The 18,605-nt window shown below is 73.5% G+C and carries 21 protein-coding genes; 8 read left to right on the top strand and 13 right to left on the bottom strand.

Annotated features, from left to right (window positions below; all coding sequences use genetic code 11):
• Positions 1-3 precede the first annotated feature (3 nt).
• Genes ybiA through pnuC form a run of 3 tightly spaced genes read right to left on the bottom strand, consistent with a single transcriptional unit; the run spans position 4 to position 2,296 of the window.
• A complete protein-coding gene (ybiA, locus tag ACFFHU_RS12735) occupies positions 4-609 on the bottom strand; it encodes a riboflavin biosynthesis intermediates N-glycosidase (RefSeq protein WP_377338436.1) in 606 nt (201 codons plus the stop codon).
• Entirely contained in the window at positions 609-1,706 is a 1,098-nt protein-coding gene (locus ACFFHU_RS12730) for an AAA family ATPase (protein ID WP_377338434.1), read from the bottom strand. The genes ybiA and ACFFHU_RS12730 overlap by 1 nt, the downstream gene beginning before the upstream one ends.
• Entirely contained in the window at positions 1,703-2,296 is a 594-nt protein-coding gene (gene pnuC, locus ACFFHU_RS12725; protein ID WP_377338432.1) for a nicotinamide riboside transporter PnuC, read from the bottom strand. Before pnuC ends, ACFFHU_RS12730 begins: the two co-directional genes overlap by 4 nt.
• A 58-nt stretch (positions 2,297-2,354) precedes the next feature.
• Here pnuC and ACFFHU_RS12720 point away from each other — a divergent pair, with 58 nt between their 5' ends.
• Positions 2,355-3,095: an NUDIX hydrolase gene (locus ACFFHU_RS12720; protein WP_377338430.1), complete on the top strand. Its 741-nt coding sequence runs from the start codon at positions 2,355-2,357 to the stop codon at positions 3,093-3,095.
• A 59-nt stretch (positions 3,096-3,154) separates the two neighbouring features.
• Here the strand turns inward: ACFFHU_RS12720 and rph are convergent, their stop codons facing one another.
• The 3 genes from rph to ACFFHU_RS12705 all read right to left on the bottom strand — a co-directional run bounded on the left by rph (position 3,155) and on the right by ACFFHU_RS12705 (position 6,804).
• Positions 3,155-5,806 (bottom strand): rifamycin-inactivating phosphotransferase, encoded by a 2,652-nt coding sequence (gene rph, locus ACFFHU_RS12715; protein ID WP_377338428.1) that lies wholly within the window; start codon positions 5,804-5,806, stop codon positions 3,155-3,157.
• A gap of 169 nt (positions 5,807-5,975) precedes the next feature.
• On the bottom strand, positions 5,976-6,377 hold the full coding sequence (locus ACFFHU_RS12710) for a VOC family protein (RefSeq protein WP_377338427.1): 402 nt from the start codon (positions 6,375-6,377) through the stop codon (positions 5,976-5,978).
• 64 nt (positions 6,378-6,441) lie between these two features.
• Complete coding sequence (locus tag ACFFHU_RS12705; protein WP_377338425.1) at positions 6,442-6,804, bottom strand: ester cyclase; 363 nt, start codon at positions 6,802-6,804, stop codon at positions 6,442-6,444.
• 75 nt (positions 6,805-6,879) lie between these two features.
• On the opposite strand from ACFFHU_RS12705, the gene ACFFHU_RS12700 reads away from it, so the two are divergent.
• Entirely contained in the window at positions 6,880-7,644 is a 765-nt protein-coding gene (locus tag ACFFHU_RS12700) for a class I SAM-dependent methyltransferase (RefSeq protein WP_377338423.1), read from the top strand.
• On the opposite strand, the gene ACFFHU_RS12695 is transcribed toward ACFFHU_RS12700, so the two are convergent.
• Positions 7,641-7,994 carry a winged helix-turn-helix transcriptional regulator gene (locus ACFFHU_RS12695; RefSeq protein WP_377338421.1) on the bottom strand — a complete coding sequence of 118 codons (354 nt, stop codon included), beginning with the start codon at positions 7,992-7,994 and terminating at the stop codon, positions 7,641-7,643. The genes ACFFHU_RS12700 and ACFFHU_RS12695 overlap by 4 nt on opposite strands.
• 75 nt (positions 7,995-8,069) lie before the next feature.
• Here ACFFHU_RS12695 and ACFFHU_RS12690 point away from each other — a divergent pair, with 75 nt between their 5' ends.
• From ACFFHU_RS12690 to ACFFHU_RS12680, 3 genes are all read left to right on the top strand, one after another.
• Positions 8,070-8,396 carry a putative quinol monooxygenase gene (locus ACFFHU_RS12690; protein ID WP_377338419.1) on the top strand — a complete coding sequence of 109 codons (327 nt, stop codon included), beginning with the start codon at positions 8,070-8,072 and terminating at the stop codon, positions 8,394-8,396.
• Positions 8,397-8,466: 70 nt separating this feature from the next.
• A complete protein-coding gene (locus tag ACFFHU_RS12685) occupies positions 8,467-9,423 on the top strand; it encodes a GlxA family transcriptional regulator (protein ID WP_377338418.1) in 957 nt (318 codons plus the stop codon).
• 41 nt (positions 9,424-9,464) lie between these two features.
• A complete protein-coding gene (locus ACFFHU_RS12680) occupies positions 9,465-10,145 on the top strand; it encodes a DJ-1/PfpI family protein (protein ID WP_377338417.1) in 681 nt (226 codons plus the stop codon).
• A gap of 16 nt (positions 10,146-10,161) precedes the next feature.
• On the opposite strand, the gene ACFFHU_RS12675 is transcribed toward ACFFHU_RS12680, so the two are convergent.
• The 3 genes from ACFFHU_RS12675 to ACFFHU_RS12665 all read right to left on the bottom strand — a co-directional run bounded on the left by ACFFHU_RS12675 (position 10,162) and on the right by ACFFHU_RS12665 (position 13,380).
• Positions 10,162-11,451 carry a low temperature requirement protein A gene (locus ACFFHU_RS12675; protein WP_377338416.1) on the bottom strand — a complete coding sequence of 430 codons (1,290 nt, stop codon included), beginning with the start codon at positions 11,449-11,451 and terminating at the stop codon, positions 10,162-10,164.
• A 104-nt stretch (positions 11,452-11,555) separates the two neighbouring features.
• Positions 11,556-12,671 (bottom strand): MerR family transcriptional regulator, encoded by a 1,116-nt coding sequence (locus tag ACFFHU_RS12670; RefSeq protein ID WP_377338415.1) that lies wholly within the window; start codon positions 12,669-12,671, stop codon positions 11,556-11,558.
• Positions 12,672-12,726: 55 nt separating this feature from the next.
• Complete coding sequence (locus tag ACFFHU_RS12665) at positions 12,727-13,380, bottom strand: TetR/AcrR family transcriptional regulator (RefSeq protein WP_377338414.1); 654 nt, start codon at positions 13,378-13,380, stop codon at positions 12,727-12,729.
• A gap of 37 nt (positions 13,381-13,417) precedes the next feature.
• Here ACFFHU_RS12665 and ACFFHU_RS12660 point away from each other — a divergent pair, with 37 nt between their 5' ends.
• Positions 13,418-13,891 carry a nuclear transport factor 2 family protein gene (locus ACFFHU_RS12660; RefSeq protein WP_377338538.1) on the top strand — a complete coding sequence of 158 codons (474 nt, stop codon included), beginning with the start codon at positions 13,418-13,420 and terminating at the stop codon, positions 13,889-13,891.
• A gap of 48 nt (positions 13,892-13,939) precedes the next feature.
• On the top strand, positions 13,940-14,638 hold the full coding sequence (locus ACFFHU_RS12655) for a 4a-hydroxytetrahydrobiopterin dehydratase (RefSeq protein WP_377338413.1): 699 nt from the start codon (positions 13,940-13,942) through the stop codon (positions 14,636-14,638).
• Between the two features lie 52 nt (positions 14,639-14,690).
• On the opposite strand, the gene ACFFHU_RS12650 is transcribed toward ACFFHU_RS12655, so the two are convergent.
• Positions 14,691-15,395 (bottom strand): helix-turn-helix domain-containing protein, encoded by a 705-nt coding sequence (locus tag ACFFHU_RS12650; RefSeq protein WP_377338412.1) that lies wholly within the window; start codon positions 15,393-15,395, stop codon positions 14,691-14,693.
• A gap of 143 nt (positions 15,396-15,538) precedes the next feature.
• On the opposite strand from ACFFHU_RS12650, the gene ACFFHU_RS12645 reads away from it, so the two are divergent.
• Positions 15,539-16,603, top strand: a complete 1,065-nt coding sequence (locus ACFFHU_RS12645) for a hypothetical protein (protein ID WP_377338411.1) — start codon at positions 15,539-15,541, stop codon at positions 16,601-16,603.
• A 127-nt stretch (positions 16,604-16,730) separates the two neighbouring features.
• Here the strand turns inward: ACFFHU_RS12645 and ACFFHU_RS12640 are convergent, their stop codons facing one another.
• Positions 16,731-17,546, bottom strand: a complete 816-nt coding sequence (locus tag ACFFHU_RS12640; RefSeq protein ID WP_377338410.1) for an SDR family oxidoreductase — start codon at positions 17,544-17,546, stop codon at positions 16,731-16,733.
• The gene (locus ACFFHU_RS12635) at positions 17,546-18,547 is read right to left on the bottom strand and encodes an LLM class F420-dependent oxidoreductase (RefSeq protein WP_377338536.1); all 1,002 of its coding nucleotides are present in this window, start codon (positions 18,545-18,547) and stop codon (positions 17,546-17,548) included. The genes ACFFHU_RS12640 and ACFFHU_RS12635 overlap by 1 nt, the downstream gene beginning before the upstream one ends.
• Positions 18,548-18,605 lie beyond the last annotated feature (58 nt).

The raw sequence follows: 18,605 nt of genomic DNA, 5'->3' as shown, positions 1-18,605 counted from the left end.
GGCTCACAGTCGCTCCCGGACCTCCATGAGGGCGAAGCCGAGCAGGTTGAGCCCCCGCCAGCGCGACGGGCGGGCCGCGTCCGGGTTCGTGGCGGCCATGCCGATGCCCCAGATCCGGTCGTACGGGCTGGCCTCCACCAGGACCTTGCGGCCGGTGGCGGTCAGGAACCCGGCCAGCTCCGGGTGCTGGCCGAACTTGGCGAGGGTTCCGGCCACCACGATGTCGTACCGGGCCGCCGTCCACCGCTCCTCGTCGAAACCGCGGACCTTGCGACCGGCCGCCTTCGCCGCACCGGGGCTCGCCGCGCGCAGCACGGCGGCCAGGCCGTCGGGGTCGCCGAACAGCCTCGCCTTCTGCGCCATCATCCAGTGCTCGGCGCTCGGATACGACACACCGTCCACAGTGAATGTCACCGGCCACCACTGGCTCAGGCAACCGGCGCCGATCACGCCCGTGCGGGTCGGCTTGTGTCCCCAGAACGGCATGAGGTCCAGCGGCTCGCCGGCGGCCTCGGCCGCCCGCAGCCGGTCCAGGCGCTGCTCGGGGGTCGGCCGCTCGGGCGCCAGACGATCGGAGGTAGGCCGGTCGGAGGTAGGCCGGTCGGGCATCAGCGGGCTCCCATCGGGATGGTCAGCAGGGTGTCGATGGCGGTACGGGCGGCCGCCAGGCGCTCGCGGCGGGACCCGCGTACCTCGATCCACGGTTCGGTGCGGGCCCCGAGCGCCTGCCGGAACCGGTCGGTCATCCAGCCGCGCAGGTGCTCGCCGTCGCGGGTGCCGTCCTGCACGAACGGGATGTCGTCGGCGGTGAGGATGTACAGCGCGTACGAGCGGGCCGCGGCGAGCCCGGCCACCCGCGGCGAGGCGGCGCCCAGATAGCGTTCGTGCCAGATGGACGTGGCCAGGGCGTCGGTGTCGCAGATCAGCAGCCGTCCGCCCCGGCGGGCGGCGGCGTCCTCGTCGGCCTGCTGGCGGCAGGCGATGTGGACGAAGTCGTCGGTGTCCCAGTCGATCGTCGGCGCCTGCGCCAGCCGCCGCTCGCAATACGTCCGCCCGTACTCGGGCACCCAGTCGCAGCCGTAGTGTTCGGCCAGGTCCCGCGCCAGCGTGGTGGTGCCGGTGGACTCCGCGCCCAGCACGCAGACCCGGCGCACGAACCAGGCCCGCACCGCGGGGGCGAGGAACCGGGCGGTGGCCCACGGATCGGCGCGGACGGCCGTACCGGAGATCGGGAAGCGGGTCCGGCCCGGGTCGACGCTGACGTGCCGGGCACCCATGAAGGCCGCGTACCGGGGCCCGTACTCCTCGGAGCTGAACACCAGGTCCGGGCCGCGCCCACCGAGCAGCCCGATGGTGCGCTGCGCCCACGCCCGCGACGTCGCCTCCCCCTGGTCGTCGGGGATGTCGTCCGGGGTGACCAGCACGGTGGCCCCGGGGTGCAGGTCCCGCAGCACGCCGGCGCGGACATCCGCCGGCATCGGGTCGTCGGGACGGGCGCACACGATCACCGTGACCCGGTCGGCGCCGGCGCAGGCGGTCTCGATCAGGTACGAGTGGCCCCGATGCGGGGGCAGGAACTTGCCCACGACGACCGCTACCGGCGCGCGCGTCGGGTCACCGGCCGGCGCGCGCGTCGGGTCACCGGCCGGCGCGCGCACCGCGGCACCGGCAGCGACGCTGGCCGGGCCATCGCCACGCGCGCTCACCGGGCCACCGCCAGGGCGGTCGCGGCCGACTCGGCGGGCCGGCGCAGCTCGGCACGCCAGTCGCGCAGGCCGACCAGGCACATGACGATGAACAGCGGCTGCAGCGCCGCGGTCAGGTAGAGGTGCTGGGTGGCGTACATGATGGTGTACGCCACGTCGACGGCGACCCAGCACCACCAGTTGCCCAGCAGCTTGCGGGTCAACATGTACTGCGCGATCAGCGACACCGTCGTGGTGGCCGCGTCCGGCAGCGGCGCGGCGTCGGAGACCGCCGCCATCGCCCACCACAGTCCGAGGGTCCCGACCAGGCCGATCCCGGTCAGCACCAGCGTCTCCCGCCGGCCGGCGCGGGTCACCGGCAGCCTGCCGCGCCGGTCTCCGCCACGCAGCCACCAGTACCAGCCCGCCACGCCCAGCGCCAGGTAGATCAGTTGCAGACCGGCGTCCAGGTAGAGCCGGGAGGTCCAGAACAGGGTCAGCCAGCACGCGCAGTTGGCGATGCCGACCGGCCACGCCCAGACGTTCTGCCGGACGTACAGCCACACCGACAGGCCACCGGTGGCGAATCCGGCGATCTCGATCCATGACATGCCGACATCATGACTCAATCTGAGTCTCGACACAACTCAGTTTGAGTAGGATGGTGGGATGAGCGCCGACGCCGACGAACAGTCCTTCCTGGCCGACTACGACCCGCGCGCCTTCCCGCCGGTCGCCGTCACCGTCGACCTGGCGGTGCTGACCGTCCGGGACGGCCAGCTCTGCGCGCTGCTCATCCGCCGCGGCGCCCACCCGTACCGCGGCCGGTGGGCCCTCCCGGGCGGCTTCGTGGGCGCCCGGGAGGACCTCGACGCCGCCGCCCGCCGCGAGCTGGCCGAGGAGACCGGCCTCGACGGCCACGCCCACCTCGAACAGCTCGCCAGCTACGGCGCCCCCGACCGAGACCCCCGGATGCGCGTCGTCTCCGTGGCCTACCTCGCGCTGGCGGCCAACCTGCCCCGCCCGGTCGCCAGCACCGACGCCGCCGACGCCCGGTACTGGCCGGTGGCCGATCTGCGCGACGGCGAGCACCCGGCGCTCGCCTTCGACCACGACCGGATCCTCGCCGACGGAGTCGAGCGGGCCCGCGCCAAGCTCGAGTACACCAGCCTGGCCACCACCTTCCTCGAGGAGCCGTTCACCATCGCCGAGCTGCGCCGCGTCTACGAGGCCGTCTGGGGCGTCGAGCTGCACCCGGCCAACTTCCGCCGCAAGGTGCTGTCCACCCCGGGCCTCGTGGTGCCCACCGGCGAGGAACGCGCCACCGGGCGCGGCTGGGCCGAGCTGTACACCCGCGGCGCCACCACGAACCTGCACCCGGCGCTGCTGCGCCCCCGCCCGGCGGCCTGACAACGCCGAGAGGGCGCCGCCCCGGACGCCAGCACCAGGGCCCGGCTGCCCGAGCCGGATCAGGACAGCAGCTCGACGTACCCGCCGCCGCCGTGCACCCGGATCCGCTGGCCGTCCCGGATCAGCCGGGTGGCGTCCGGCACGCCCACCACGGCCGGCAGGCCGTACTCCCGGGCGATCACCGCGCCGTGGGTCATCTGACCGCCCACCTCCGTCACCAGGCCGGCGACGGCCACGAACAGCGGCGTCCAGCTCGGGTCGGTGTAGGCCGTGACGAGGATGTCGCCGGGCTCGAGGTCGGCCCGGGCCAGGTCCAGGACGACCCGGGCCCGCCCCTCCACGGTCCCGGTCGAGACCGGCAGTCCGACCAGGGCGCCGGGCGGCACGTCCGCCCGCCGGTACGCGCCGGTCAGCGCCTCGCCGTCGGAGGTGAGCACCCGGGGCGGCGTGAGCGCCTGCCAGGTCCGGAACTCCTCCCTGCGCCGCCGGATGAGCCCGTCGTCCACCCGGTGCGTCCGGGAGACGTCGTGGAACTCGGCGAAGGTGAGGAAGAAGACGTCCTCCGGGTCGGCCAGCACGCCCGCCCGCACCAGGCGCTCGGCCTCGGCCAGCAACGCCTGCTTGTAGACGAAGTAGCGGCTGATGATGCCGTACTTCGGGTACTCCCGGTAGCCGATGAAGGTCCGGACCCGCTCGATCATCCGCCCGGTCTCCTCGGCCTTCCGCTCGCCGTCCGGCAGGGCCCGCAGGCGGGCCAGCACCTCCCGCGCCTTGGCCTCCGCCACCTGCCGGCCCTGCTCGAAGCGCCGCCGGGCGGCGCCGGGTTCGAAATTCCGGACGTGGTCGAGGAGCACCGGTACGAGGGTGCCGGGCCGCTCCCGCCAGCGCGGCCGGGTGATGTCGATCTCCCCGACGCAGCGCATGCCGTACCGGTCGAGGTAGGCCTCGATGGCGTCCCGGGCCTCGGCCCCACCCGGGAGCTTCGGCAGCTCGTCCAGGAACGGCTCGGCGCTCCCCTCGGGGACGCCGCGCAGGAACGCCACCACCTCCGGGTACGGGCGGATCGCGTCGGCGACGTCCAGGAGCGCCAGCCCCATCTCCGAGGTGACGTTGCCGGGAGCGGACAGCGTGAGGGTGTCGGCCGCGTTCGGCTCGCCCAGCCACTCCCCCAGCCTGTCGTTGAGCCACCAGGTGGCCTCCATGCCGGCCATGATCGCCTGCATGCTCTCCCGATCGGTGAGCACCCGCTTGTGCTCCTCGAAGGCCGTCAGCAGGAAGTCGAACAGCGCCGGCCCGGACACCGTCCCGACCTCGCGCCGCAACGCCGCGAGGGACGCCTGGTTGCGCTCGATCAGCCCGGCCACGATGGCCGGCTCGGTCTCGATCGACCCCGCCGTGTGGCCCGCCGGCGGCCCGGCGGGGCCGGTGTCCGGCACCAGCGGGACGAAGCCGTCGCGGTCGAGGACGGTCTCCAGGGCGTCCCGCATCAGCGGATCGGCCCGGCCCATCAGCTCCAGCAGCCCGGCCCGGGCCGCCGGCGAGGTCAGCCGCGGGGTGGCGTCGACGAACAGCCGCCCGCCGGCCTCGTGGAACGGCGCCATGGCGGTGAGCCGCCACATCGACAGCCCCAGCGGCTTCATGGCGTCGGTCATCATCTGCTGGTGGCCGACCGACAGGTAGACGTGGTTCCTCCCGTCGCCGGCCGCCGGCACCGGGAACAGCGTGGTGATCGGCCGGCTCTGGACGATCCGGAAGTCGTCGCCGACCCGGCACCATTCGATGTCCTGGGGACGACCGAAGTGCGCCTCGATCCGCCGGCCCAGCTCCGCGAGCCGGACGGCCTGCGCGTCGGTCAGCGCGGGTTGCCGCTGCCGCGCCGGTTCGATCGCCTGTTCCCGCGTGCCGCCGCCGGGCGCCGCGAGAACGGCCCGCTGCTTGTCACCGATCGTCCGGGACAGCACCGCGCCGTCGCGCACGGTGAACACGTCCGGGTTCACCAGGCCAGCGACCAGCGCCTCCCCCAGGCCGAAGCTGGCGTCGATGGAGCTGACCGTCCGATTGCCCGTGACGGGGTCGGCCGTGAACAGGATGCCGGCCGCGTCCGGGACGACCATCCGCTGCACGACCACGGCCATCCGGACCGTCCGGTGGTCGATGCCGGCGCGCTGGCGGTAGGTCACGGCCCGCTCGGTGAACAGCGACGCCCAGCACCGGCGGACGTGTGCCAGCACCGCGTCCGGGCCCAGCACGTTCAGGTACGTGTCCTGCTGGCCCGCGAACGAGGCGCTCGGCAGGTCCTCGGCCGTCGCGCTGGACCGGACGGCGTATCCACCCTGGCCGCCCGGTCCCGCCTGGCCATCCGGCCCCGCCCGCTCGTCCAGCTCGGCGAGGGCGGCGGTGATCTCCGCCGTGAGCTCCGCCGGAATGGCGGTGCCCTCGACGGCCCGGCGCAGCTGCGCGCTGAGCGTCCGGACCGCCGCCCGATCGTCCGGGTCCAGCCGGACCAGCCGCTCCAGCCGGTCGTCGAGCTCCGGCGCCGCGGCCATGACCCGGGCGAAGGCGTCCGTCGTCACGCAGAAACCCGCCGGTACACCGACGCCGTCGATCCGCGCCAGCGCCCCCAGGTGCGCGCCCTTGCCGCCGACGAGCGCGACCCGCGTCTCGTCGATCTCGTGCAGCCCCACCACGTACGTTGACGGCAACAAACCCACGTCGTGTCCCCCATATTTTTCGCCGGTGTCGGGTACGGCCGACGATTCTGCGGCAGGACCGGGGTCTTGCCGCAAGCCCCCGGGTGCGGTATATGTTGAAAGTGGCAGGGAGGGTTTCCTCCCTGCCATCGCCGTCTCACCCACCGCCGGCCGCCGGCCGGGCCGGCCTTCACTCGTGGCCGGTCTCCGCGTGCCGCCGCAGCGGTGACGCGTCACCGACGAGCCAGAGATGACCGTACGGGTCAAAGAAGCCGCCCTGCCGGTGCGTTCCCCACGGCATCTCGTGGTCCCGCACCGGGTCGTGGTAGTTCGCGCCGGCCGCCGCGGCCCGCTCGGCGAACCCGTCCGGATCGTCCAAGAACACCTCGACCCGCACCGTCGTGCCACCGAGCGCGCCCGGGTTCTGCCAGCCGTTGTTCTCGGCCTCGGCGATGAAGAACGCGGCCCCTTGCGCCTCCAGGCCGATGACCGAGCCGAGATTCCACAACTCGGTGGCGCCGAGGGCGCGGGCGTACCACGCGGACGCGGCGGCCGCGTCCGGCACCGCGAGCATGAGCGAGATGACAGTCATCAGTCGGACGATACGCTCGAATCGCCGCGGGTCGGCCGCGCCGAGCGGGCCGGCACGCCGCGGCTCAGATCATCAGCCGGGACCGCTCAAGATCGCCCCAGCACTGGGCGATCCTCCCGTCGACGATGCGGTAGAGGGCGAATTCCCGGATGGTGACGGACCGGCCGGTCGGGCTGGTGGCCGTGTCGGTCAGGTGGGCGCTCAACCAGGAGCCGTCGATCAGCAGGTGGCGCAGGTCCCAGTGGAAGTCCGGAAGCGCCTCGACCACGTCGCCCAGCCCGGCACCGTAGGCGCGCAGCCCGTGGGGCCGGCCGTTCACCTCGACGTCCTCGGCCACGAACTCGGCCAGCTCGTCGAAGCGGTGCTCGTTGCAGCGCTGCAGGTAACGCCGATAGAACGCCTTCAGCTCCACGCGGTCGTGGTCCATCCCGGCCATGATGCCAGCGCCGGCCACGGCCGCATCCCGGGGCCGGCCGTCGAACCGGAGACATAGGATGCGCGGGTGAGCTTCGAGGTTGGCGCCGACGCGTACGGCCGGTTCATGGGCCGATATTCCGAGCCGTTGGCGGAGAGGTTCGTGGAGTTCGCGGGTCTCACGCCGGGGCAAAGCGCCCTGGACGTCGGCTGCGGGGCCGGCGCGCTGACCGCCGAACTCGTCGCGCGGCTCGGCGCCGGAGCCGTGGCGGCGGTCGACCCGTCGAACGCGCTCGTCGCGGCGGCCCGTACCCGCTTCCCCGAGGTCGACATCCGGCGCGCCGCCGCGGAGTCGCTGCCGTTCCCCGACGACGCCTTCGACGTCGCGTACGCCCAACTGGTCGTGCACTTCATGGCCGACCCGGTGGCGGGGCTGCGCGAGATGGCCCGGGTGACCCGGCCCGCAGGCGTGGTCGCGGCGTGCGTGTGGGACCACGCCGGTGGCAGCGGGCCGCTGGCGGTGTTCTGGCGGGCTGCCCTCGACCTCGATCCGCGGGCGCACGACGAGTCGGGCCTGGCCGGCGCGCGGGAGGGGCACCTGGCCGAACTGTTCGCGGCCGCTGGCCTGCGCGACATCGAGTCGACGGTCCTGACGGTCCGGACGACCTTCGCGGACTTCGCCGAATGGTGGGAGCCGTTCACCCTCGGGGTGGGTCCGGCTGGTGCGTACGTCGGCGGGCTCGACGAACGGGACCGGGACGCGCTGCGGGCCCGGTGCGCCGCGTCGCTGCCCCGGGAGGGGCCCATCGAGATCGCCGCCTCCGCCTGGGCCGCGCTGGGCCACGCAGCCTAACCGGCGTCGCGCCCGGCCGGCGGGTCGACCCGTACGCCGGCGCGGGCGGCTCGCTCGGCACCCCAGTCGTAGAGCGCCTGCAGCACCGGCGCGAGGCTGCGGCCATCGTCGGTGAGCCGGTACTCGACGTGCGGCGGCACGGCCCCGTGGTCGGTCCGGACGACGAGCCCGGCCGCCTCGAGTTCCCGCAGGCGCTGGGTCAGCACCTTCTCGCTCACGCCGGGGATGCGCCGGCGCAGTTCCCCGTACCGGTGCATGCCCTCCTTGAGGTACGCCAGGATCACCGTGCGCCACTTGCCGCCGAGCAGGTCGACGGTCAGCTCCACCGGGCAGCGGTACCGCTCGGTCATTCCTGCCTCCGTACGGGTACGCACCAAACGGTGCGTACTTGATCATTCACGGTCGGGCGTGCTGGGCTGGTGCCCATGGTGATCGAGTACATCAGGTACAAGCTGCAGCCGGAACGCCTGGACGGTTTCGAGGCCGCGTACGCCCGAGCCGCCGTGGCGCTGCGGGCCGCGCCGCAGTGTGTCGACTACGAACTCCTGCGCAGCACCGAGGACCCCAGCCGGTACGTCCTGCGGATCGAGTGGACCTCCGCCGAGGAGCACCTGCGCGGGTTCCGAAGCGGGCCGCACTTCGCCGAGTTCTTCGCCGAGATCCGGCCCTACCTGCCCGACATCGAGGAGATGACCCACTACGCACCCACGCCCGTCGCCGGGCCCGGTGGCGGCGCAATCAACTCGGTCTAGCATCACCGCGTCACGATCCATGGGAATGCCGTCATGGCGCCACGGCGGGTCGGACCCGCAGACTCGGGCCATGGTCGAGCCCGTCACCGTTGTCGCATTCCCGGGCGTGCAGTCGCTCGATGTCACCGGGCCGTGGGAGGTCCTGGCCGGGGCGAACCGGTACCGGGCCGCCCGGGGCGAGCCTCCGGGGTACGAGCTGCGGCTGGTCGGTACGGCGGCCGAGGTGGCGACCGAGAGCGGCCTGGTCCTCGTGGCCGGCCCCCTCGGCGCCCCGGTCGGCGCCGGCACCCTGGTCGTGCCGGGCGGCACCGCCGCGGCGGACCGCGCCGCGCACCCCGACCTCGTCGACTGGCTGCGGGCGTGCCGGCCGGCGCGCCTGTTGTCGATCTGCTCCGGGGCGTTCCTCTGCGCTCGGGCCGGGCTGCTCACCGGGCATCGGGTGGCCACCCACTGGTCGTTGTCCCGGGAACTCGACCGCCGGTTCGCCGACGTTGTTGTCGACCGGGACGCCCTCTACGTCCGCGACGGTCCGGTGTGGACGTCCGGGGGCGTCACGGCGGGGATCGACCTGGCGCTGGCCGTGGTGGCCCTCGACCACGGGCCACGGGTCGCCCAGGAGATCGCCCGCTGGCTCGTCATGTTCCTGCACCGCCCCGGAAATCAGGGCCAGTTCTCCGGCCCGGTGTGGTTGGAACGCGCCCGGGAGCAGCGGGTGGCCGCCGCTCAGCGCATCATCGACGCCGAGCCGGCGGCCGCCCACCGGGTGGACGAGCTCGCCGCACGGGCCGCCATGTCACCCCGGCACTTCCAGCGCCTGTTCGCCCGCGAGACCGGGCTGAGCGTCGGGCGGTACGTCACCGAGCTGCGCCTGGAGGTCGCCAAGCGGCTCCTCGCCCAGTCCGACCTCACCCTCGACGCGGTCGCGGCCCGGTCGGGGCTCGGCTCCGCGGAGTCGCTCCGGAGGGTGTTCGGCGACCGGCTCGACACCACCCCGGGCGCATACCGCGCCCGCTTCTCGACCCGCTGACCGCGGCGCCATCCGCGGACCCCGACCGGAGGGACGTACCGATGACCCGTGTCGTCATCCCGCTCTACGAGCGTTTCACCGCGCTGGACGTCATCGGCGCCTACCAGCCGCTGGCGCTGGCCCCCGGCATCGACGTGGTGCTGGCCACCGAGCGGACCGGTCCGGTCCGCGACGACTGCGGGACGGCCGCGCTGATGGCCGACTCGACGCTGGCCGAGGTCGAGGCGGCGGACGTCCTGGTGGTCCCGGGCGGACCCGGAACCATCCAGGCGCTCGCCGGGCCGTTGCCCCGCTGGATCGGGCGGATCCACGAGACCACGAGGTGGACCACCTCGGTCTGCTCCGGCTCGATCCTGCTGGCGGCGGCCGGGCTGCTGACCGGGCGCCGGGCCACCAGCCACTACCGGGCGGCGCAGGAGCTGACCCGCTTCGGCGCCCACCCGACGGACCAACGGGTCGTCGAGGAGCCGGCTGCGCGGATCATCACCGCCGCGGGGGTCTCCAGCGGCATCGACATGGCGTTGCGGCTGGTCGAGCTGCTCACCGACGCGACGACGGCCCAGGCCGTCCAGCTCTGGATGGAGTACGACCCGCAACCACCGTACGACAGCGGCCACCCGGCCCGGGTGACCGCCGAGGTGCTGGCGCGGGCGGCGGCGTACGAGAGCGCGGCGCGGATCGCCCCACCGGGGCCGCCCGGTCGCCCCGCTCAACCCCGGTGAGGGCCGCCGGCACGGATCACAGGTGCTGGGCTCGCCATCGGTTCGCCTCGGCCTCCATCGCGGTCTGCTCATCGACCGCGACCGCGCGGACCGTCCCGCGCAGCGTCCACGTCGCCCACAGCTGGACCAGTACGACGGCCACGACCACGCCGGCCAGCAGCGCCAGCGCGGCCAGCGCCGAAAGCCGGTACGCCGCCGGTATCAGGGCTACGACGAGCACGGCGGCGGCCAGCAACACCCGGTCGAGGCGGCGGAGCCCGCGTAGCTCGATCGCCGCCAGGGCGAGCAGGAAGAGACTCACGCCACCGTAGAGGGTGGCTGGTCCCAGCGCGCCGTCGGCCCCACCACGCGCGGGCGACACGACCGCCAGCACCTGATTGAGGCCGAGGGCGAACAGGATGATTCCAACGACCAGCGGCAGGTGCAGGTAGCTGTAGATGTCCCGCGCGACCGGCAACCGCTCCGGGCCGCGGATCCCGTGCAGCTTCTGCTCCACGGCGAGGGGGATCCAGTCGAAGTACAGCCACCAGAGGCCGGCGATGACACCCACGCCCAGGACCGCCGCGAAGACGATCGGCAGGGTCAACGGCTGGCCGGGCCGGGCGCTGGCGCCGACACCCAGTGCGATCACCGACTCGCCCAGCGCCACCAGCACGATCAACGCGTGCCGTTCGGCCGCATGGCCCGCCGAGCGCAGGTACCACCCCGTCCGGCCCACCAGCAGGCCGCCCAGGTATTCGAAAAGCAGTGCGATGACCCACAACCCGAGCCGGACGTTCTGCGCCACGCCCTCCGGTGCGACCCGCTGCGGAACCGCCGCGGCCAGCAGGACGATTGCCGCGCTGATCAGGGCCGGTCCGATGAGCAGCAGGGTGGGGAGCACAGGCGTGTGTTCCAGCATCGCAACGGTCCACATCGTCGCCGTCTTCAGGAGCCAGGTGATCAGGTATGCCACGGCGAACAGCCATGGGCCGTAGAGGCCGCCCGGAATGTCATGGAAGGCCCCGGCCGCACTCAGCGCCAGCACGAAGATCGCGGCTACCAGGCAGAACCCGATGATCGGCATGACGCCCGAGTCGGCACGCACGGAATTACCTATGGTGACGAATCCCGTCCAGCACCACCACAGCAGAGCCAACACGAGCAGCGCCTCCAGCAGCCCCCGCATCCGCAGGTTGCTGCCGGTGACGCTCGTGACGTTGAGGAAGGCGAAGACGAAGATCAGATCGTAGAAGAGTTCCAACCGGGTGACCCGGGTGCCCGGGCCCCCCCAGTTGATCAGCCCGGACGCGCCTATTCGTCCCACTTCGGCAGTGTTTCACCTCACCGGGGGTCCCCGACCCCGAAGGCGCGATCTGCCGACACCGTGACGACCGCCCAGGCGGCCGGCGGCCGGGGCCGGTTCCCGGCTCACGCCACGATCAGGCGCAGGCCGAGTTCCGCCGCGTCGAGCGCCATCAGGTCGCGATTGCGCTCCGCCCACCGGCCGGTGGCCAGGTCCTCCCGGAGGGTGCTCACGGCCCGCCGCTCGGCCCGCGGCCCGACCCGGGTCCAGACCGACACCGCCCGGCGCACGCGCTCGTCCAGGTACGCCTCCGGCCGGCGCCAGTACGCCTCGAAGAAGCCGTCGGCGCAGTCCCATGGGACCAGCACCGGCTCCGCCCGTCCGCCGACCGCCCGGGTCAGGTCGGCCAGCGACGGCCAACCGACCAGCAGGTCGGCGAACTCCGGCAGGTAGTCGCGGGTGAGCCAGAACCGCTGCCGCCAGCCGGTGTCGTCGGCGTCGTACGTGAACACCACCACCCGGCGGGCCACCCGGCGCATCTCCCGGAGCCCGGCCACCGGGTCCGGCCAGTGGTGGACGGTGCTGACCGCCATGGCCGCGTCGAAGGACTGGTCGGCGAACGGCAGGCTCTGCGCGGCGGCGGCCACGCAGGGCGCCGCGCCGGCCGGACGCTGCGCCCGCATCACCGCCGACGGTTCCACCGCGGTGACGTCGCGGTCGGGCGGTTCGTAGGAGCCGGTCCCGGCGCCGACGTTCAGCACCGTACGGGCGTCCCCCAGCGCGTCCCAGATGCGCGCGGCGATCCGTGGCTCGGTGCGGCGCGTCGCCGGGTAGGCCGAGCCGATGTTGTCGTACAGCCGCGCCCCGAACACCCTCAACTGCTCCTCCGGCGTCGTCCTGATTCCCATTGCCCGTGCCTCCAGTTCCCGGTCGATGGCCGTCACCATGGCGGCGGCCCGGTCGCGCTGATCCATCAACAGGCCGCGCAGCCGGCACAGTCGCGCGACCGCGTCGGTGGCCGGGTCGTCGACCAGCTCCGCGATCTCCCGCAGGCCGAAGCCGAGCCGCCGGTACGCGAGCACCTCCCGGAGCCGCTCCACGTCGGCCGCCGAGTAGGCCCGCCGCCCGCCGATGGTCCGCGTGGACGGCGTCAGCAGGCCGATCTGGTCATAGTGGTGCAGGGTGCGGACGCTCACTCCGGCCAGCTCCGCCACGCGCCCCACGGTCAGGTGGTCTGCCACGGCACCGACTATGGGACATGACGCCGCGTCAGGAACAAGCGCCGGCCGCCTCGGATCAGGCGCCCGGCCCGTCGTGGGGGGCGGGCGGATGGGTCGGGGCCGGCGCCTCGGCCGTGGTGAGCAGCCGGAAGCACGGGCGGAGCAGGTCGATGATCTGCTCCGGCGAGGCGTCCGCGAGCCGGCCGAGGCGAAGCAGGTAGCGCTCGATGATCACACCATGCACGATTGCGCCGAGCAGGCTGGCCCGCAGCTCGGCGTCGCCGGTGGGGATGCCGGCGGTGATCTGGCTGAGCTGCGACTCGGCCAACGCCCGGTAGCGGTCGGCGGCCTCGGGGTTGGTGAGCATGGACCGCAGGACGGCCAGCGAGGCCACCGGTTCGCCGTCCAGCCGGCCGGCCAGCGAGGCGAGCAACGCCTCGGCCGCCTGCCCTGCACCGGCCGGCGGCCCCACGGGCGTCTCGTCGGGCGGGATACCGGCGGCGGCCGGGTCCGCGACGGGCGGCTCGGTGGCCCGGGAGAAGAGCTCATCCTTCGAGCCGAAGTAGTGCATGACCAGGCCGGCGTCGACCCCGGCCGCCCGGCCCACCGCCCGGATCGTGGTGCGGTCGTACCCGAGCTCGGCGAACAGCTGCCGGGCCGCGGCGAGGATGTTCCGCTCGGTCCGCCGGCGCTGCTGCGCCCGGCTCGGCCGAGGGTTGGGATCGCTCACCTGTGCATTCTACGGGCGTTGACCGAGCCGCCCATTCATTCTACGGTCGTTCAATCAACGTGCGTTCAACGAAAGGACACCCATGAGCGCCACATCGCGCGAGGTCGTCGAGCAGATGCTGCGGGCCGGCCGGGAGATGGACGTCGAGACGGTCGTGGCGCTGATGGCGCCCGACGGATGCATCGAGTGGCCCTACCGGCCGCCCGGCGTGCCCGGCCGGCTGCAGGGCCGCGCCGAGATCCACCGGCACCTGAGCCAGGCCGGCAACTTCGTACGGTTCACCGAATACCGCGACCTCGTGCTGCACGAGACCGCCGACCCCGAGGTCGTCATCGTGGAGTACGACGCGCTCGGCACCCTCGTGGCGACCGGTGCGCCGTTCCGGCAGACCGTGATCGCGGTGTTCCGGGTGCGCGAGGGCCAGGTCCGGTCGTACCGCGACTACATCAACCCGCTCCCCCTGATGGAGGCCCGCGCGAGCCTCGCGCGCGCCGACCGGCCCGGCGCCTAGTCAGCCCAGCGGACGCCGATCGTCCGGAACCCCGGTTACCGTCCGCGCATGGACATGCTGACGGGCGAGCAGATCGCCGACGCCGACCTGACCGACTGGCGCAAGCTGGCCCAGGGGCTGCACGCGCGCTACCTGGTCGCCGGCTTCACCACGGCCGCGCGGTTCGTGGCCGCGGTGGGCGAGGCCGGCGACCGGGCCGGCCACCACCCGCGGGTGACGATCGGCGACGGGTACGTCGACCTCAAGCTGATCAGCCGGGACGCCGTCTACCGGGACGGCGCGGGCGCCGAGCACACCGTCGAGTGGGTGACCCGGCGGGACGTCGACCTCGCCCGGCGGATCACCGGGATCGCGGTCGAGCAGGGGATCGTCGCCGATCCGGCCGGCATCACCGACATCGAGCTGGCCCTCGACACGGCGCACGCCGCGACGATCGCCCCGGTGTGGGCGGCCCTGCTGACCGGAGACGCCGAGGCTCTGGGCCGCGGAGGCATCGATGACGATATCCGGGACGCCACGGGACGGGTGCCGAACCTGTGGTTCCAGCAGACCGACGAGCACGAGCCGCCGCGGCAGCGGTTCCACCTGGACATCTGGGTGGCCCCCGAGGTGGCCGAGCACCGCATCGCCGCGGCCGTGGCCGCCGGCGGCACCATCGTGGACGACAGTGAGGCGCCGTCGTTCACGGTCATCGCCGACCAGGACGGCAACAAGGCGTGCGTGTGCACCTCCGCCGCCCGGGGGTGACCGGCCGCCCGAGCACCGCTCGTGACGGTACCGCTCCCCCGGCCGCCCCCGATCAGTCCAGGACCCGCCGGTCGGTCGCGCCGACGGCGGCCTGCACACCGTCGAGGTAGACGACCACGCTGGCGACGAAGACGCTGCCGAACGTGCAGAGCAGATCCGACCAGTGCGTGTCGTACATGAATTCGTCCCGGTAGGTGGTCCGCGCGCCGTCTGATTCCCGGCAGACCTCCAACTCGAGCTCGACGGCGTGTTTGCCGGCCAGATGCTCCAGGAACCGGTATGGCTCGAAGCGGGCCCAGGCGGCGTGGCTGCCGGGAGACCAGCGCAGCTCGATCTGCCCCACCAGGCGCTGGCGCCCGTGCAGGGACACCTTGCGGGCGTGCGCGGTCACCGCGTCCGTGAGGCAGCCAGCGGCATCCGGATCTGCGCCGTCGGCGACCGGCTGGGGGGACAGGGCCGGGGCGACCACCTCCGCCACCGGCTGCTGTTGGTGCAGCGCCTTCCAGGCCAGGTCCCACCGGTGCCGCCATTCGGCCGGGTCGCCGCCGAGCGCCGCCGCCAGCGCCAGCGCCACCGGCTGGGACGGCAGTCCTCGTCCCTTGGTCGCCTCGGCGAGCGTGGTCCGCGAGTAGTTGGTACGCCTTTCCAGCTCGCGGTAGCTCGGGTTACCGGCCTCGGCCCGCAGGCGGCGCAGCGCGGCCGCGAACTGCCGAGGCTCCCCCTGATCCGAGTCGAGCGGAGCCTCCTGACGACCCATCCCACCTCCATCGACCGACTTTGTTATACCGGTCCGCTGCCCGCATTGACAGGGGTTTGTCAGCTGACACCGCCCATGTCCACACGAGACCGATGATCAATGATCCTGATTGCATCGGCAATCGGCTGAAGGGGAATACGACTATGAACGGACCACTGTGGCGAATGGTGGCCGCGATGGCCACCGGACTCGCCGCGATCGCCGCCTCGCTCGTCGTGGGCGCGCCGGCACACGCCACCATCGTCACCGATCCCAACAACGCGAGCGTGCAGTACGCCGACAAGACGTGGAACTGGGACTGGTTCGATTCGTCGAGCCACGGGTTCGTCGGCGCGGGCGACTGGCAGCCCAACTTCCAGTGCGCCGAGTACGTCGCCCGGGCGCTGGCCTTCGAGGGCCTGATTCCCGGCCTGTCCGCCAACTCGCCCCAGTCGGCATTCGCCACCTACACCGCCAGCAACGGCCGGGTCTATCACCTGTGGAACGTGGGGAGCAGCGGAGTTCCCGGCCTCTACAACTTCCTGCGTGACACCGGCCTCGGTACGTGGATCGGCAACACACCCACCGCAGCGCGCCCCGGTGACGTCATCTTCTACTACAACACCACCGATCCCAATCAACGCAACGACTCCACCCGGGTGCACACCACGCTGGTGGTCCGGGCCGGCACCGAAAGCGAGGCGCAGTACGACGGGCACAACGCGGCCGAGCTCAACGGGACCTACGGCAGCGCGGGTATGCGCGACATCATCCACATCAACCGCAAGGCGGCCTCCTACCTGACGGCCACGGTCAGCGTGCTGGAGAACAACACCACCAACTGCCCGGGCACCCAGCAGTACTTCGGCGCCACCGACCTGTACGGTCTGCCCACGAACTACACGTACTCCAACGGCTCGCACGCCTGCGTCCGGGTGACGTTCCCACCCGTGACGAAGAGTTCCACGTGCGACTTCTGGTTCTACGTGCCCGCCGGGTACGGCACGGCGAAGGTGGTCTTCGGCTACTGGGTGCGCAACCCGAGCACGGGCGTGACCACCAAGTACTACGCCTCGGTCGACGAGCAGCCGCTGGAGGGCTGGCACAAGGTGTTCAGCGCCGCCAACGTCACCGACATCAACTTCCAGGACAACAACGGCCAGCCGCAGGGGGACTACCTCATCGGCTGGGGCAACGGACCCTCGCACGGGATGCGCCAGTCCTGCTGAGCCGACCGCCCGGACGGGTGCGGCGCCGCCTGGCAGCGGCGCCGCACCCGCACGTCGACGCGCTGGCGCGCAGGCCGCGCGACACGGACCGGGAGGCCCGCCGGCGCTGGCCGGGAGGCGGGGCTGCTCAGCCGGTTTGCGCCGCGCCCGACTCGCCGTCGAAGCGCCGGCTCAGGCCGCGCATGGCCGCCAGCCAGCCGTCCGGGTCGGCCGCCTTGCGCCGCGCGTACTCGGCCACCTCCGGGTGGGGCAGGATGAGGAACCGCTCCGCGGCCAGCCCGTCCAGCACGGCCGCGGCCACGTCGGCGGGCGCCAGCACCGCGCCGGAGGCCGCGGTGACCCGGGCGCCGACGTGCCCGGCGGCCAGCCCGTCGGTGAGCATCGGGGTGTCCACGCCCTGCGGGCACAGCGCGCTGACCCGGATGCCGCGGTCGCCGTAGGTGACGGCCAGCCATTCGGCGAAGCCGACGGCCGCGTGCTTGGTGACGCTGTACGGGGCGTCGCCCACCGCGGTCAGCAGCCCGGCCGCCGAGCAGGTGTGCAGCAGGTAGCCCTCGCCCCGCTCCAGCATGCCGGGCAGCACGGCCCGGGCCGAGTACACGTGCGCGAGCACGTTCACCGCCCAGGTCCGCTGCCACGTCTGCGCCGGGGCGTCCAGGCCGACGCCGGAGGTGACGCCGGCGTTGGCGCAGAACAGGTCGATCCGCCCCCACCGGCGTTCGGCCGTGGCCACCAGGTCGGCCACCTGCGCCTCGTCGGTGACGTCGACCGCGGCCGCGGTCGCCGCCGATCCGATCCGGTCCGCGACCTCGGTCGCGGCCGCGCCGTCCAGGTCGGCCACCAGCACCGCCTCGGCCCCCTCGGCGGCGAACCGACCGGCCAGGGCCGCCCCGATGCCGCCGGCGCCGCCGGTGACCACGACGATCTTGCCGCCCGGCCGCATCAGCCCACCCCTCCCGGCCGGGCGGCCGGAGCGGGAGCGCCGGGGGCGAGCGCGGCGATGACCCGGCCGAGCTCCGCCGCCCCGCCGCCGGCCAGCTCCGGGGTGGGCAGCAGGGCCAGCACCGGCGTACCGACGCCGGCCTCGACGTACGCCCGCACCTGCTCGCGGCAGGCGGCCGGCGAACCGTGCAGCACCAGCGCGTCCACCACCTCGTCCGGGACCGCCGCTGCGGCGGCCCGCCGGTCTCCGGCCGCCCACGCCCGCCACATGCCGGCCAGCTGCGGCTCGCGACCCAGCCAGCGGTGGAACTCGGCGTACGCGGGCACGGTGAGATAGCCGGCGATCAGCCGGCGGCCCAGCGCGCGGGCGTGCCCGGCGTCCTCGGTGGGGCAGACGAACAGCCGCGCCACCACCTCGAAGTCGTCCCGCGGCTCGCCCAGCTCGGCCAGCGCCCGCGGCACGTCGGTGGCGGCCAGCCAGTTCAGGATGACGCCGTCGGCCTCCGCGCCGGCCAGCCGGAGCATGCCGGGACGCAGCGCGGCCAGCAGCAGCGGCGGCGGCACCGCGGGCGGGCGTTCCAGCCGGAACCGGCGGACGGCGAAGGTGTCGTACTCGCGGTCGACGGTCTCCCCCGCGAGCGCGGCGCGGAGGAACCGCAGCGCGTCCCGGGTCCGCCGGTAGGGCTGGTCGAACGGCACGGCGTTCCAGTCCCGGACCACCACCGGCGAGGAGGCGCCCAGGCCGAGAGCGAACCGGCCGGGCGCGGCCTCGGCCAGCGCCGCGGCGCTCATGGCCAGCAGCGCCGGCCCCCGGGTGAAGGCCGACGCGATGGCCGTGCCCAGGCGCAGGTCCGGCCGCCAGGCCGCGGCCAGGGCCAGCGGGGTGAACGCGTCGGCGCCGGCCACCTCGGCCGACCACACGTCGGTGAAGCCGGCTCCGGCCAGGGCGGTGTAGACGGCGGCGTGATCGGCGAGCGGCACGCCGTCGAGCGGAACGGTCATCCCCCAGCGGTACGTCATCGCCCGATCGTCCCCGCCACGCCCGCCCCCCGCAAGATCC

The organism is Plantactinospora siamensis (assembly GCF_042434095.1).
Classification (GTDB): Bacteria; Actinomycetota; Actinomycetes; order Mycobacteriales; family Micromonosporaceae; genus KBS50.
Note: the sequence above shows the minus strand (reverse complement) of the source record. Positions and strands in the feature narration are given on the sequence as shown.